This is a genomic window from Fuscovulum sp., assembly GCA_035192965.1.
GTDB lineage: Bacteria > Pseudomonadota > Alphaproteobacteria > Rhodobacterales > Rhodobacteraceae > Paragemmobacter.
This window is the reverse complement of the sequence record CP136571.1, coordinates 313,527-327,568: the sequence shown is the minus strand read 5'-3', so window position 1 is coordinate 327,568 and position 14,042 is coordinate 313,527. Positions and strand designations below refer to the sequence as shown.

General features: G+C 62.0%; 14 protein-coding genes. 6 read left to right on the top strand and 8 right to left on the bottom strand.

Going from position 1 to position 14,042, the window contains the following annotated elements:
• Positions 1–14 precede the first annotated feature (14 nt).
• Genes hemW through rph form a run of 4 tightly spaced genes read right to left on the bottom strand, consistent with a single transcriptional unit; the run spans position 15 to position 2,871 of the window.
• On the bottom strand, positions 15–1,169 hold the full coding sequence (gene hemW, locus RSE12_01615; GenBank protein WRH63056.1) for a radical SAM family heme chaperone HemW: 1,155 nt from the start codon (positions 1,167–1,169) through the stop codon (positions 15–17).
• Positions 1,170–1,172: 3 nt separating this feature from the next.
• Positions 1,173–1,547 carry a RidA family protein gene (locus RSE12_01610; GenBank protein ID WRH63055.1) on the bottom strand — a complete coding sequence of 125 codons (375 nt, stop codon included), beginning with the start codon at positions 1,545–1,547 and terminating at the stop codon, positions 1,173–1,175.
• The gene (rdgB, locus tag RSE12_01605; protein WRH63054.1) at positions 1,544–2,152 is read right to left on the bottom strand and encodes an RdgB/HAM1 family non-canonical purine NTP pyrophosphatase; all 609 of its coding nucleotides are present in this window, start codon (positions 2,150–2,152) and stop codon (positions 1,544–1,546) included. The genes RSE12_01610 and rdgB overlap by 4 nt, the downstream gene beginning before the upstream one ends.
• Positions 2,153–2,154: 2 nt before the next feature.
• On the bottom strand, positions 2,155–2,871 hold the full coding sequence (gene rph, locus RSE12_01600; protein ID WRH63053.1) for a ribonuclease PH: 717 nt from the start codon (positions 2,869–2,871) through the stop codon (positions 2,155–2,157).
• A 115-nt stretch (positions 2,872–2,986) separates the two neighbouring features.
• Between rph and hrcA the strand changes: the two genes are divergently transcribed.
• Together hrcA and RSE12_01590 are read left to right on the top strand one after the other, a co-directional pair.
• On the top strand, positions 2,987–4,048 hold the full coding sequence (gene hrcA / locus RSE12_01595; GenBank protein ID WRH63052.1) for a heat-inducible transcriptional repressor HrcA: 1,062 nt from the start codon (positions 2,987–2,989) through the stop codon (positions 4,046–4,048).
• Positions 4,049–4,059: 11 nt separating this feature from the next.
• Positions 4,060–4,599, top strand: a complete 540-nt coding sequence (locus tag RSE12_01590; GenBank protein ID WRH63051.1) for a nucleotide exchange factor GrpE — start codon at positions 4,060–4,062, stop codon at positions 4,597–4,599.
• Positions 4,600–4,669: 70 nt separating this feature from the next.
• Here the strand turns inward: RSE12_01590 and mutS are convergent, their stop codons facing one another.
• Both mutS and msrA read right to left on the bottom strand, forming a co-directional pair.
• Positions 4,670–7,315: a DNA mismatch repair protein MutS gene (gene mutS / locus RSE12_01585; protein ID WRH63050.1), complete on the bottom strand. Its 2,646-nt coding sequence runs from the start codon at positions 7,313–7,315 to the stop codon at positions 4,670–4,672.
• 67 nt (positions 7,316–7,382) lie between these two features.
• Positions 7,383–8,030 (bottom strand): peptide-methionine (S)-S-oxide reductase MsrA, encoded by a 648-nt coding sequence (msrA, locus tag RSE12_01580; GenBank protein ID WRH63049.1) that lies wholly within the window; start codon positions 8,028–8,030, stop codon positions 7,383–7,385.
• A 161-nt stretch (positions 8,031–8,191) separates the two neighbouring features.
• Between msrA and RSE12_01575 the strand changes: the two genes are divergently transcribed.
• The 4 genes from RSE12_01575 (at position 8,192) to RSE12_01560 (ending at position 11,597) form a co-directional block, all read left to right on the top strand.
• Positions 8,192–9,094 (top strand): D-amino acid aminotransferase, encoded by a 903-nt coding sequence (locus RSE12_01575; GenBank protein ID WRH63048.1) that lies wholly within the window; start codon positions 8,192–8,194, stop codon positions 9,092–9,094.
• Positions 9,095–9,150: 56 nt separating this feature from the next.
• Positions 9,151–9,867 carry an HAD family hydrolase gene (locus tag RSE12_01570; protein WRH63047.1) on the top strand — a complete coding sequence of 239 codons (717 nt, stop codon included), beginning with the start codon at positions 9,151–9,153 and terminating at the stop codon, positions 9,865–9,867.
• 79 nt (positions 9,868–9,946) lie between these two features.
• Positions 9,947–11,140, top strand: coding sequence for a phytanoyl-CoA dioxygenase family protein (locus RSE12_01565; protein WRH63046.1), 1,194 nt, complete (start codon positions 9,947–9,949; stop codon positions 11,138–11,140).
• 58 nt (positions 11,141–11,198) lie between these two features.
• Positions 11,199–11,597, top strand: coding sequence for a DUF1508 domain-containing protein (locus RSE12_01560; protein ID WRH63045.1), 399 nt, complete (start codon positions 11,199–11,201; stop codon positions 11,595–11,597).
• A 48-nt stretch (positions 11,598–11,645) separates the two neighbouring features.
• Here RSE12_01560 and RSE12_01555 read toward each other — a convergent pair whose 3' ends face one another.
• Together RSE12_01555 and RSE12_01550 are read right to left on the bottom strand one after the other, a co-directional pair.
• A complete protein-coding gene (locus RSE12_01555) occupies positions 11,646–12,869 on the bottom strand; it encodes an argininosuccinate synthase (GenBank protein WRH63044.1) in 1,224 nt (407 codons plus the stop codon).
• Between the two features lie 127 nt (positions 12,870–12,996).
• Positions 12,997–13,968 (bottom strand): hypothetical protein, encoded by a 972-nt coding sequence (locus tag RSE12_01550; GenBank protein ID WRH63043.1) that lies wholly within the window; start codon positions 13,966–13,968, stop codon positions 12,997–12,999.
• Positions 13,969–14,042 lie beyond the last annotated feature (74 nt).

The following is a 14,042-nucleotide window of genomic DNA, read 5'->3' as shown; positions in this document are numbered from 1 at the left end:
GCGTACAGCGCCCCCTATACCAGCAGTTCCCTTAGCACCCCGTTCAGCACCGCCCGCCCTGCCGGCGTGGCGCGCAACCGGCCGTCCCCGACCTCAATCAACCCCATCGCACCCAGATCGGTCAGCTTTGCTGCATCCAGCGCCGCCCCCGCAAGCGCTTCATAGCGCGCGATGTCCGTCCCTTCGCTCAGCCGCAGGCTCATCAGCAGATATTCCGTCGCCTGCTCTTCGCTCAGAACCGGCTCCCGCGGGGTTTCTCCGGCCTGTCCGGCTTCCACCATCGCCAACCAGGCGCCCGGAGCCTTCGGCGCAACCGTCGCCCAGCGCTGCCCGTCCAGCGTTACACGCCCATGCGCGCCGGGGCCGATGCCAAGATAATCCCCCATCCGCCAATACACCAGATTGTGCCGGCTCTCCGCCCCTGGTCGTGCATGGTTGGAAACCTCATAGGCTGGCATTCCATGCGCGGCGCAAACCTCCTGTGTCACCGCATACATATCGGCCTGAGCATCCTCATCCGGCAGGCCCTTCAGCCCGCCTCGCGCAAACCGGTCGCCAAAGGCGGTGCCGTCCTCAATCGTCAGCTGGTACATCGACAGATGGTCTACCGCCATCGACAGTGCCTCGGTCAATTCCGCGCGCCAGTGATCCAGCGTCTGATCCTGCCGCGCATAGATCAGGTCAAAACTCACCCGATCAAAACAATTCCTAGCAATATCATATGCTTGCTTCGCTTCCGTCACAGAATGCAACCGCCCCAACCGCCGCAGATCAGCATCGTTAAGCGCCTGCACACCCATGGAAATCCGGTTCACCCCGGCATCCCGGAACCCGCGAAACCGCCCGGCTTCCACCGATCCGGGATTGGCCTCCAGCGTGATCTCAGGGTCATTCACCATGGGCCAGGTCGCCCGCACAGCGGCCAGCACATCGGCCACGATCTCCGGCTCCATCAATGACGGTGTGCCGCCGCCAAAAAACACTGTCTGCAACACCCGCCCCGGCGTTTCTGCGCCCACCCGCGCAATCTCGCGCAGATAGGCATCGCGCCAACGTCGCTGGTCGATGCTGGCCGCAACATGGCTGTTGAAATCGCAGTAGGGGCATTTCGACTGGCAAAAGGGCCAATGAATATAAAGCCCAAAGCCCCCGGCCCGCCAGTCATCCATCCACTACCCCCTGAAGGCCGTCACCTCGATCTCAACCTTCATCTCCGGCCGGATCAATCCCGCAATCACCATCGTCGCCGCCGGGCGAATCTCGCCCATCGCTTCACCCAGCGCCGGGATCAGCGCATCCACCAGCGCCACATCCGTCACCGTGTATTGCACGCGCACGATATCCTCCATCGTGAACCCGCCCTGTTCCAGAACGCCGCGGATGGTGCGAAAACAGTTCCGCGCCTGATCGGCCACGTCTTCGGGCATGGTCATCGTGGCATAATCATACCCCGTCACGCCCGAAACAAAGCACCACCCGCCCTTCACGATGGCCCGGCTATAGCCCATCGTCGCTTCGAACGGCGATCCGGTCGATATACGCTTCATGTGAAACACCCCTCTACCAGCTTGCGGAACGCATCGGCGCGATGGCTGATCTCGTTCTTCTTCCAGCGATCCATTTCGCCAAAGGTCACGTCAAACCCGTCGGGCTGAAAGATCGGGTCATAGCCATGCCCCTGATCCCCCCGCATCGGCCACACCACTTGCCCGGGCATCACGCCCTCGAACACCTCGTCATGCCCATCCGGCCAGGCCATGACCAGCGTGCAGCGGAACTGCGCCGTCCGGGGGTAGGGGGCCTGTGCCGCCTCCAACTCCGTCCAGGCCCGCGTCATCGCCATCCCGAAATCCCGGCCCTTCGGCGTTTCCGCCCAATCCGCCGTGTATACCCCCGGCGCACCACCCAGACCGTCGATGCTGATTCCGCTGTCATCGGCAAGCGCAGGCAATCCGCTCGCCTGCGCCGCAAAATGCGCCTTGATCCGCGCATTGCCGATGAAGGTGCTTTCCGTTTCTTCCGGCTCTGCCAGACCCAATTCCCCGGCGCTGGTCACCGCCACCGCAAACGGCTCTAACAAGGCTGAAATCTCTTCCAGCTTGCCCTTGTTATGCGTGGCGACAACCAGCCGATCCCCGGTGAACTTCCGCATGGTCACAGCCCCAGCGCCGCCTTCTGCGCCGCCACCAGCTGCGCACAGCCTGCCTCGGACAGGTCCAGCAATTCCCCCATCTCGGCCCGGCTGAACGTCGCGCCTTCCGCGCTCATCTGCACCTCGATCAGCCGCCCGCGCCCGGTCAGGATGAAATTGCCATCCGTCCCAGCCGTCGAATCCTCGGCGTAATCCAGATCCAGCACGGCTTGGCCGGCATAAATCCCGCAGGATACGGCGGCGACATGGTCGATCATCGGATCGCTGACGATGACGCCCGCCTTCAGCAGCTTGTTCACCGCCATCTTCAACGCGACCCAACCCCCGGTGATCGAGGCGCAGCGCGTCCCGCCATCCGCCTGGATCACATCGCAATCAATCACAATCTGCCGTTCCCCCAGCGCCGACCGGTCCACGCCCGCCCGCAACGCCCGCCCGATCAGGCGCTGAATCTCTTGCGTCCGCCCCGATTGCTTGCCCGCCGCAGCTTCACGCCGTGTCCGGCTGTTGGTTGCGCGCGGCAGCATCCCATATTCCGCCGTCACCCAGCCCAGCCCCGTATTCTTCAGAAACGGCGGCGCCTTGTCCTCGATCGTGGCCGAACACAGCACATGGGTTTCGCCCATCTTGATCAGGCACGACCCTTCGGCATGCTTCATCACGCCGGTTTCGATTGTAACCTGCCGCATTTCGTTCAATTGTCTGCCAGAGGGGCGCATCGGATCATCCTTTTTGGGTATGGGCCAGATATGCAACCCAGTCCCCCAGATGCAACCCCGATTGACGCCTCGGCCGTGGCCCCGATAATGGCCATGACACAGGGGTTTCAGAACGATGACAGACGGTTCAAAGATCCTTTCCGAAATGAATGACCGCTCGCGCGAGGTGTTTCGCCGCGTCGTCGAAGGGTATCTCGAATCCGGCGATCCCGTCGGGTCGCGCACGCTGACACGGTCCATGTCGGAAAAGCTGTCTGCCGCCACCATCCGCAACGTCATGCAAGACCTCGAATTTCTTGGCCTTCTCGACAGCCCGCATATCTCGGCAGGTCGAATCCCCACGCAAATGGGCCTGCGTATGTTCGTCGACAGCCTGCTGGAAGTGGGGACTGTGGCGGAAGAAGACCGTGAACGGATCGACGCCACCCTTGGCCAGAACGATCAGGATGTAACCTCGCTCCTTGATCACATCGGCGCGGCCTTGTCCGGCATCACCCGCGGTGCCAGCCTCGTGCTCGCGCCCAAGGTCGAGGCACCGATCCGCCATATCGAATTCGTCTCTCTCTCGCAGGACCGCGCCCTTGTGGTGCTGGTCTTTGCCAATGGTCAGGTCGAAAACCGCATCTTCACCCCGCCGCCGGGGCAGACCCCGTCTTCCATGCGTGAGGCAGCAAATTTCCTGAACGCGCTCGCCGAGGGCAAGACGCTGACGGAACTCCGCCGCACCATGACCTCGGAAATCTCCAAGCGGCGGCAGGAAATCGATTCGCTTGCCCGCGATCTGGTGGAATCCGGTCTCGCCGTCTGGGAAAACCCCGGCGAAACCTCGGAGCGGCTCATCGTGCGCGGTCGCTCCAACCTGCTGGAACAAGAATCCACCGATATCGACCGTGTCCGCACCCTGTTCGATGACCTCGAACGCAAGCGTGACATCGCCGATTTTCTCGAACTTGCAGAAACCGGTGAAGGTGTCCGCATTTTTATCGGGTCCGAGAACAAGCTCTTTTCACTTTCCGGTTCAAGTCTCGTCGTTTCTCCCTATATGAACGCGGACCGAAAGATTATCGGCGCCGTGGGCGTGATCGGACCGACCCGGCTCAATTACGGGCGGATCGTGCCGATCGTGGATTACACGGCGCAACTCGTCGGGCGGTTGATGTCCGAACGGGGCAAGTGAAAAGGCTTTGAATGATGGCTGACGAAAAGACGGTATCCGAAGAATTCGCCATTGAAGAAGGGCTCGACGATCTGACCGCCGAGTCAGAGGTAGAGGCCCTGCGGGCCGAGCGGGATGATTTCCGCGATCGGTTCATGCGCGCCCTCGCCGATGCCGAAAACACCCGCAAGCGCGGTGAGCGCGACCGGCGTGAGGCTGAACAATATGGCAGCACCCGCCTTGCCCGCGATCTGCTGCCCGTGTTTGACAACCTCAACCGCGCGCTTGCCGCGGCGACCGATGAACAAAAAGCCGCCGCCGCCGCGCTGTTTGATGGCGTGCAGCTGACCCTGCGCGAATTGACCAACGTAATGACCCGCCACGGGATGAAGCCGATCACCCCGAAAGTGGGCGACATGTTCGATCCGCAGAACCACGAAGCGATGTTCGAAGCCCCGCTTCCCGGCACAAAGGCCGGCCAGATCATCCAGGTGATGACCGAAGGCTTCATGTTGCACGATCGCCTGCTGCGCCCCGCGCAGGTGGGCGTATCCTCCAACACCGGCGCTTGATGGTGCGTGCGGGACCGGGGGTTTCACACCCCCGGACCCCCGTGGGATATTTTTCCAGAGAAGATAGGGCTTAGGGTTTTAAAAGCTCTCTAAGCTCGTAGACCAGACGCAAAGCGTCCATCGGCGTCATCTCATCCGGATGCGCTTGCTTCAAGCGCGCCTCGACGGCTGATTCCTTTGCCACAACGCGTGGGGCAGGGGGGGCGGATTGCGCCACGCTGAACAGCGGCAGATCGTCGATCAAGGCCTTGGGTCGCGCGCCGCCCTGTCTTTCGCCGGATTCCAGCGCCTCCAGCACCACCTTGGCGCGGTCCACCACAGCCGCAGGCAAACCTGCCAGCCGCGCCACTTGCACGCCATAGGATCGGTCCGCCGCGCCCTTCTGCACCTCATGCAGGAAGATCACGTCGCCTTCCCATTCCTTCACCCGCACCGTGGCGTTTTCTACCCCGGGCAGCTTGCCCGCCAGTGCCGTCATTTCATGGTAATGCGTGGCAAACAGCGCGCGGCAGCGATTTGCGCCATGCAGATGTTCCATCGTGGCCCAGGCGATGGACAGCCCATCATAGGTGGCCGTGCCGCGCCCGATTTCATCCAAGATCACCAGTGCCCGGTCATCCGCCTGATTCAGGATCGCCGCCGTTTCCACCATTTCCACCATGAAGGTGGACCGCCCCCGCGCCAGATCATCCGCCGCGCCAACCCGGCTGAACAACTGACTGACCACCCCGATATGCGCGCGCGACGCGGGAACGTAGCTTCCCGCCTGCGCCAACAGCGCGATCAAGGCGTTCTGCCGCAGAAAGGTGGATTTACCCGCCATGTTCGGCCCGGTCAGCAGCCAGATTGCCGGTGTCTCTCCTTCGGTCAGCGCGCAGTCATTCGCAACAAACGGCCCCGCCCCCTGCCGCCGCAGCGCGCGCTCCACCACCGGATGCCGCCCGCCCTCCACCACGAAGGCGCGGCTATCATCCACCACTGGCTCGGCCCAGTTTTCCTCCGCCGCCAGATCGGCCCAGGCGGCCGTCAGGTCCACTTCTGCCAAAGCCCGCGCCGCCGCGCCTACTGGGCCTGCCTGCGCCAACACCGCCTGACGCAGCGACTCGTAGTGCCGCTTCTCAATCTCCAGCGCGTGGTTCCCGGCATTCAGGATGCGCGTTTCCAGTTCGGACAGCTCCACCGTGGTAAACCGCACCTGCCCCGCCGTCGTTTGCCGGTGGATGAACCGCTCTGACAGTGGCGGCGATAGCATCCGTTCGGCATGGGTAGAGGTGGTCTCGATGAAATAGCCCAGCACGTTGTTATGCTTGATCTTCAGGCTTTGAATGCCGGTATCAGCGATGAAATCCGCCTGCATCCCGGCAATCACGCCGCGCCCCTCATCCCGCAGCCGCCGCGCCTGATCCAGTTCTGCATCAAATCCCGGGGCGATGAACCCGCCATCCCGCGCCAGAAGTGGCGGTTCCGCCACCAACGCCTGATCCAGCAGGTCTATCAGCGCCTCATGCCCCACCAGCGCCCGTGCGGCATCCGCCAGCAGCACCGGCGCCCCTTCCAGCCGCGCCGCAACGGAAACGGCCTGCGTCAGCCCTGCCCGGATCGCCGCCATGTCGCGCGGGCCGCCCCGATCCAGTGCCAGCCGCGACAGCGCGCGGTCCATATCCGGCACGCGCCGCAACGCATCGCGCAATTCTGCCCGCAAAAGGCTCTGTTCCAGCAGAAAACGCACCGATTCCAGCCGCGCATGGATCACCGAAAGGTCGCGCGACGGGGACGATACCCGCCGCTCCAGCAGCCGCGCTCCCGGCGCGGTTACCGTCCGGTCAACGGCCGCCAGCAACGATCCGTCCCGCCCGCCGCTCAGCGCTTGCGTCAGTTCCAGATTGCGCCGTGTCGCCGCATCAATCTGCATCGCCCCGCCCGGCGCTTCCTTCACCGGGGGCCGCAGCAGGGGCAACTTACCCCGCTGGGTCAGATCCAGATAATCGACCAGCGCACCCATGGCGGACAGTTCAGCCCGGTCAAACCGACCAAACCCCTCCAGCGTGCCAACATCGAACAGCGCGCACAGCCGCTTCTCGGCCGAAACGGAATCGAACGATCCCCGCGCAAGCCGTGTCAGCGCGGCACCGGATTCCGTCACTAATCCGGCCAAATCGCCATCGCGCGCCTCGCTCATCAGCACTTCACGCGGGGCCAGCCGGGCCAGTTCGGGTCCAAGCCGGGCAGGGGGGCAGGGCATCACGCGGAACTCCCCGGTCGAGATATCGGCCCAAGCCAAAGCCGCCTCATCCCGCACTTCGGCAAAGGCGCACAGGAAATTGTGCCGCCGCGCCTCTAGCAGCGCGTCTTCGGTCAGCGTGCCGGGCGTCACCAGCCGCACGACATCGCGCCGCACCACCGATTTCGAACCGCGCTTCTTCGCCTCGGCTGGGTCTTCCAACTGCTCGGCAATCGCCACGCGAAATCCCTTGCGGATCAGCGTCAGCAGATATCCCTCGGCCGCATGAACCGGCACCCCGCACATCGCGATGGGTTCGCCCAGATGAAACCCCCGCTTCGTCAGGGCGATATCCAGCGCCTCTGCCGCCGCGACCGCATCATCGAAGAACATCTCGTAAAAGTCGCCCATCCGATAGAACAACAGCGCACCGGCATTCTGCGCCTTGATCTCCAGATACTGCGCCATCATCGGCGTGACGGTGTCTTCGGTCATCGGTCCCCCTATACGGGGCCGACCCTATCTTGGCGGCATCACCGCGAAAAGGGGATGATCGGGCCGCCTACTTGGCAAAGGCCGCCTGATCGCCCCAAACCGCCTTTACCCTTGCATCGCGCCCGCATCCCTCACGGTAAAAGGCATAGGCGTTGCGCTTCTGCTTTGGCCCGGCGCGGGTGATCACGATGTCCCGGCTTTTGTAGTAATCTTGGTGATACTCTTCCGCCGCATAGAATGGTCCCGCCGCCAGAACGGGCGTCACCACCCGTTGCCCCAACGCCGTCGATGCCTCACCCACTGCTGCCTCTGCTGACGCCTTTTGGGCATTGTCAGAGACGAAAATGGCAGATCGATAGCTGTCTCCCCGGTCGCAGAACTGCCCACCGGCATCCAGCGGATCGATGGATCGCAGAAACAGGCGCATCACCTCGTCATAGCTGATCTGCGAATTGTCAAAGGTGATCTCGACCGCCTCATAATGCCCGGTCCCGCCCGCCGTCACCTGTTTGTAGGTTGGGTCCGCCACCGCGCCGCCGGTATAGCCAGACACCACCGATCGCACGCCGGGGACCTTTTCGAAATCCGCCTCCACGCACCAGAAACAGCCCCCCGCAACCACCGCCTTTTCGGTGGCGGCATGGCTGGCGCTGCCCAAGACGGCAGAAAGGCACAAGGTTACGGCAACGGCGGTGGTGGTGAACAAGCGGTGCATGGGCGGTCTCCCTTTTGGGAAAACCCTCTCCTGCCCGCCCGCGCCCGGCAACTCACCCTGCCGTGATGTCACGGCAAGGTGACGGCCCGTACATGTAACGCCGCCCCTTTCCCTTCTTTCCCGCGCCCTTTAGCCTTTGCCGCAAAGAACAGGGGCCACCCATGACAGATCACGTCTCTACCCACGCCGCCGAAGAAGACATCCGCAACGAAAGCATCCTGATCTACGTGAATGGGCGCATCGTTCCGAAAAAGGATGCGCTCGTCTCGGTTTACGACTCGGGCTTCATGCTGGGTGATGGCGTCTGGGAAGGCATCCGCCTTTACGATGGCAAATGGGCCTTCATAACCGAACATATGGACCGGCTGTATGAGGCGGCAAAGGCCATCGACCTCGATATCGCGATGACCCCGGATCAGATGATTTCCGCCGTGTTAGAGACGCAAAAGGCCAATGCAATGGTCACGGATGCCCATTGCCGCCTGATGGTCACGCGCGGGGTAAAGACCCGGCCGTTCCAGAACCCGCGCCTGTCGCAACAGGGGCCGACGGTGGCCATCATCATGGAACACTCACGCCCCAAAATCCCGCGCCCCATCACTCTTGCCACCGTCCCCCACCTGCGCGGCCTGCCCATGACGCAGGACCCAAAGCTGAACAGCCATTCCAAACTGAACTGCATCCTCGCCTGTATCGCCGCGCAAAAGGCCGGCGCGGATGAGGCGCTGATGCTCGATGTCCATGGTTTCGTGAACACCACCAATGCCTGCAACTTCTTCATCGTCCGCAAGGGCCAGGTTTGGACCAGCACAGGCGACTACTGCATGAACGGCATCACGCGCCAAAAGGTCATCGACCTTTGCCGTGAAAACGGCATCCCGGTCTTTGAACGCAACTTCAGCCTCGTCGATACCTACGGCGCGGATGAAGCGTTTCTGACCGGCACCTTCGGCGCGCAAACCCCCGTGGGCAGCATTGACGGGCGACAGATCGGCAACGGGCAGATGGGGCCGATGACCCAGCGCCTTCGCGATCTTTACAAAGCCCTGATCGCCCGTTCGTAGCGTGTGCACAACTGTCTGCACAGCGCGCTGCACCACCGTCTGCACAGGGAAAACAGATGAAAATCGCCATGTGGTCCGGTCCCCGGAACCTGTCTACCGCCATGATGTACGCCTTCGCTGCACGCGGCGATTGTGCCGTCTGGGACGAACCCTTCTACGCCGCCTATCTGGCGCGCACGGGCATCGATCACCCCATGCGCGATGCCATCATCGCCACCGATGATACCGATCCCACCCGCATCGCCGCCACCTGCACCGGGCCGACGCCGGATGGAAAAGCGCTGCATTATCAGAAACATATGACACTCCACATGATCCCGGAATTTGATCGGGGCTTCATGCGCGCGCTCACCAACGTCTTCCTGATCCGCCACCCCGTCCGCGTCGTGGCCAGCTACAGCCAGAAACGCGAAGCCCCGACACTGGCCGATATCGGCTTTGTCCAACAGGCCGAGCTTTTCGATCAGGTCGCCGGTTGGACAGGCCGCCCACCCCTTGTGATCGACAGCGCCGATATCCGCGCCAACCCACGGGAATCACTGACAAAACTCTGCACCGCGCTGGGCATTCCCTTCACGGAAAACATGCTGCACTGGCGCGCCGGACCCAAGCCCTATGATGGTGTTTGGGCCCCGCACTGGTACAACGCGGTTCACGCCTCCACCGGCTTTGGCGATCCCGAAGGTCCGCTTCCCACCCTGCCCGCCGAATATGCCCCCCTCGTGGAACAGGCTTTGCCGCATTATCAAAGGCTTGCCGCGCACAAGCTTTGACGAAACACCGTCAGCCGCACCCTTGCCCATGCGCCGCGCCCGTCGCACACTTCCCGAAATCAGGATCGGGGAGGATCCCATGCTCAACCATTCCACAACCGCCACCCGCGCGGCCCGCGCCTACCTGCGGGCCGAGGATTGCCGTATCGAAGACCTGATAACCCTCTGTTCCCAAACGGTTTCAAAGGCAGATTACCCCTTTGCCGCCGATGTTCAGAAGAATGTCCTGATCTACGATTGCCCTGCGCTTCTTCCCACCCTGTCCGATCCGTCCGAGCGTCGCGCCCTCATGGCCGAATGGGCCGATGCCATGCTCACCGGCCCCGGCGTCGTGGTCCTGAAACATGCCGAACCCGATCTGGATATGCTTGATCAGGCCAGCGCCATCTTCTGGCAGCTGATCGCCGATCAGAACCGCGCAGGCAGCGGTGGCGGGGATCACTTCGCCAAGCCGGGGGCGAATGACAGGCTGTGGAATTCACTTGAAAAACATTGCCTTGCCGATCCCGGCAACTTCGCCCGCTACTATGCCAACCCGTTTCTGGCCGCGATTTCCGAGGCGTGGCTTGGCCCGTTCTACCAGATGACGGCGCAGTTGAACGTGGTCAATCCGGGCGGCGCGGCGCAGTCACCGCATCGCGATTATCACCTCGGCTTTCAATCCGCCGCGCAGATTGAACGCTATCCCCGCCACGTCCAACTTTTCTCGCCCCTGCTCACCCTGCAGGGCGCCATCGCCCATGTCGATGCCACCATCGAATCCGGCCCGACCCAACTCCTCCCGTTCTCACAGGCCTATGATGCAGGCTATCTCGCCATGGGCCGCGCCGATGTGCGCGACTACTTCGTTGAAAACCATGTGCAAATCCCGTTGGAAAAGGGTGATATGCTGTTCTTCTCACCCGCACTCCTGCACGCGGCGGGCGCCAACCGCAGCGCCGATATCCGCCGCATGGTGAACCTGTTTCAGGTCTCCTCCGCCTATGGCCGTGCAATGGAAACTGTGGATCGCAACGCCATGGTAAAGGCGCTTTATCCCACCCTCCGCGCCGCGCAGCAGGATGGAAGCCTGACCCCGGATCAGATCGCCAACACCATCGCCGCCAGCGCCGAAGGCTACAGCTTCCCCACCAACCTCGACCGCGACCCGCCTCTGGGCGGCATGGCCCCCAAAACACAAGCTGCCTTGGTGGCAGAGGCATTGGCGGGCGACTGGCAGCCTGAAGAACTTAACGCCGCACTGGACGCGCAGGCCAATAAGAAAGCCATGTAGTCCAATAAGACGCTAGATGAAGTGGTAGGAAACGCGTCAAGCGCAAAATCAGCACCTCATGGCAAAAAAACGACTCGACTCGCGCTGGAATGTTCCCGAAATAGGAAACACCCACGGGCTGCAACCCGTGGGTGTGATTCTACCGCGGACGGCAGAGTGTTTGGCAACACGGTCGCAGAATCCCATGGATGAAGCGCTCGGGTCAAGCGGAAAGCGGTGGAAAACTAGCAGGGCGGATGCCCTATTTTTCAACGCGCAAGACCGAAAGGAGCGCAATATGTACTTCTATCTCTACAAGGACGCAGCAAGCTATTGGCGGTGGACTCTGTACGCATCAAACGGTCGGAAGGTTGCCGATTCTGGTGAGGGCTACGTCAACAAGATAGACGCCGAGAATGGCATCAATCTTGTTAAGTCTTCGTACAACGCACCTGTGCGTCAAGCGAGTGCAGCTTAGGCGATAGACAGGAAGAAAGGAATGGCGGCGATAACGCCGCCATTTCAATCACTTCACCCGCGCATTCCGCGTTGCGATCAGCTTCAACCGCAGCGCGTTCAGGCGGATGAACCCTTCGGCATCCTTCTGGTCATAGGCGCCGGCGTCTTCTTCAAAAGTCACGTGCTTTTCCGAATACAGCGAATGGTCCGACCACCGCGCCACCGTCCTGGCCGCGCCCTTGAACAGCTTCACCCGTACCGTCCCGGTCACATGCTCCTGCGTCTTGTCGATCAGCGCCTGCAACGCCTCACGTTCGGGGCTGAACCAGAAGCCGTTATAGATCAGCTCGGCATAGCGCGGCATGATCGAATCCTTCAGATGCCCGGCACCCGAATCCAGCGTGATCTGTTCAATCCCGCGATGCGCCTCCAACAGGATGGTTCCGCCGGGGGTTTCGTACAGCCCGCGCGATTTCATCCCCACGAAGCGGTTTTCCACCAGGTCCAGCAGGCCCACGCCATGCCGTCCGCCCATATCGTTCAGCCGCGCCAGAATGGTGGCGGGCGACAGCGCCTCACCGTTGATGGCCACGGCATCGCCGCGCTCAAAGGTGATTTCCACGAATTCCGCCGTATCGGGGGCTTTCTCGACGGGAACCACGCGCTGGTACACAAATTCCGGCGCTTCTTCTGCGGGGTTCTCCAGAACCTTCCCCTCGGATGAGGTGTGCAGCAGGTTCGCATCAACAGAGAACGGCGCTTCGCCGCGCTTGTCCTTGGCAATCGGGATCTGGTTGGTTTCTGCAAATTCCAGCAGCTTCGTCCGGCTGGTCAGATCCCACAGACGCCACGGCGCAATCACCCGGATCGCCGGGTCCAGCGCCGCCACGGCCAGTTCGAACCGCACCTGATCATTGCCTTTGCCCGTCGCCCCATGCGCCACAGCATCGGCCCCGGTTTCCTGTGCGATCCGCACCAGCTCCTTGGAAATCAGCGGCCGCGCGATCGACGTGCCCAGCAGATAAAGCCCTTCATACAAGGCATTGGCGCGGAACATCGGGAACACGAAATCCCGCACGAATTCCTCGCGCAGATCGACGATATGGATGTTCTCCGGCTTGATCCCCAACAAGATCGCCTTGTCGCGCGCGGGATCCAGCTCCTCGCCCTGGCCCAGATCGGCGGTAAAGGTCACCACCTCACAGCCATATTCCGTTTGCAGCCATTTCAGGATGATCGAGGTATCCAGACCGCCTGAATAGGCAAGGACAACTTTCTTCGGCTTGAACATCGCAGCCTCTTTTCCCAAGGGATTTATTGGCGCGCGGTGTATCGGGTCTTGCCCATCGCGGCAAGGGTGGCACCCAAAGGAAAAGGGGCGGCCTGCGCCGCCCCTTCTACCGCACGTCAGGTCCCGGTCAGGAACCCGCCGCTTCGGCAATCGCCTCCAGGTCGGCGTCCGAAAAACGTGCCCGCAGAGAGTCGAGCAGGGCGGTTTCTTCATCCGACATCTCATCCGTCGCATCCGGGTTCTTGTTCCACAACGCCAGAACCGCCGCTTCCGCATCGGTCACCGCTTCTGCGGCCGCAATCTCTTCCTCGGTCGGGGCTTCTCCTTCCGGCGGGGTTTCAAGCAGGCTGTCCAGTTCCGCGATTGCATCGAACTCCACTGCCGCGGGCGCATCGCCGGGGTTCAGCAGGGCAACCTCTTCGGGAATCGGGTCAACGGCTGGATCAATCCCCAGTTCGGCAATCGCCGCATCATAAAGGGCTTTCTGTTCAGTCCACGCCGCCAGATCAGCATCGTAGGACTCAAAGGCTTCTTGGGCGGCCAGATAGTCGTCCACCGAAGGATAGGCTCCGCCCAGTGCATCGGCCAAGTCGGCGTTGTACCCTGCCCATTCCTCGGCACGGTCAAGCACGCCCTGCACATCCAGATCGCCCGCCTGCGCATCGGCAAGCGCCAGCCCGGCCACAGCGCCAACCGGACCGTTCATGTTGCCGTTGCGAATATGCGCCAGCACCGCGTTGATGTTGGCGTTCATCGCCCCGTTCATGTTGCCCAGATCGCGCGCGGCGAAGGTCACGGCCTCATCGGCCTCAACACTTGCGGCTTTGGGTTGGGCAGCAGCAGGTTTTGCCCGCGCTACGGTCTGACCGTTTGCCTTGTCGCCGCCAGTGGATTTGCTGTTGCCGGAGGATTTTTCGCCGCCTTTGCCACCACCGTTTCCGCCGCCGTTTCCTCCACCATTACCGCCGCCATTGCCACCACCATTGCCATTATTGGCAAAGGCCGCATCAGCGCCGAAAAGTTCAAAGGTCGGCACGGCCGGGCTCAACATCAACGTAGCAACACCAAGAACAGCAACTACCTTCTTGGGATGGAACATGGTCTATTCCTCGCTTATGAGAGTTCGGCAGAAAGGCTGAAGCCCTTCATATGGCAATTCTGTGGCCACATTAA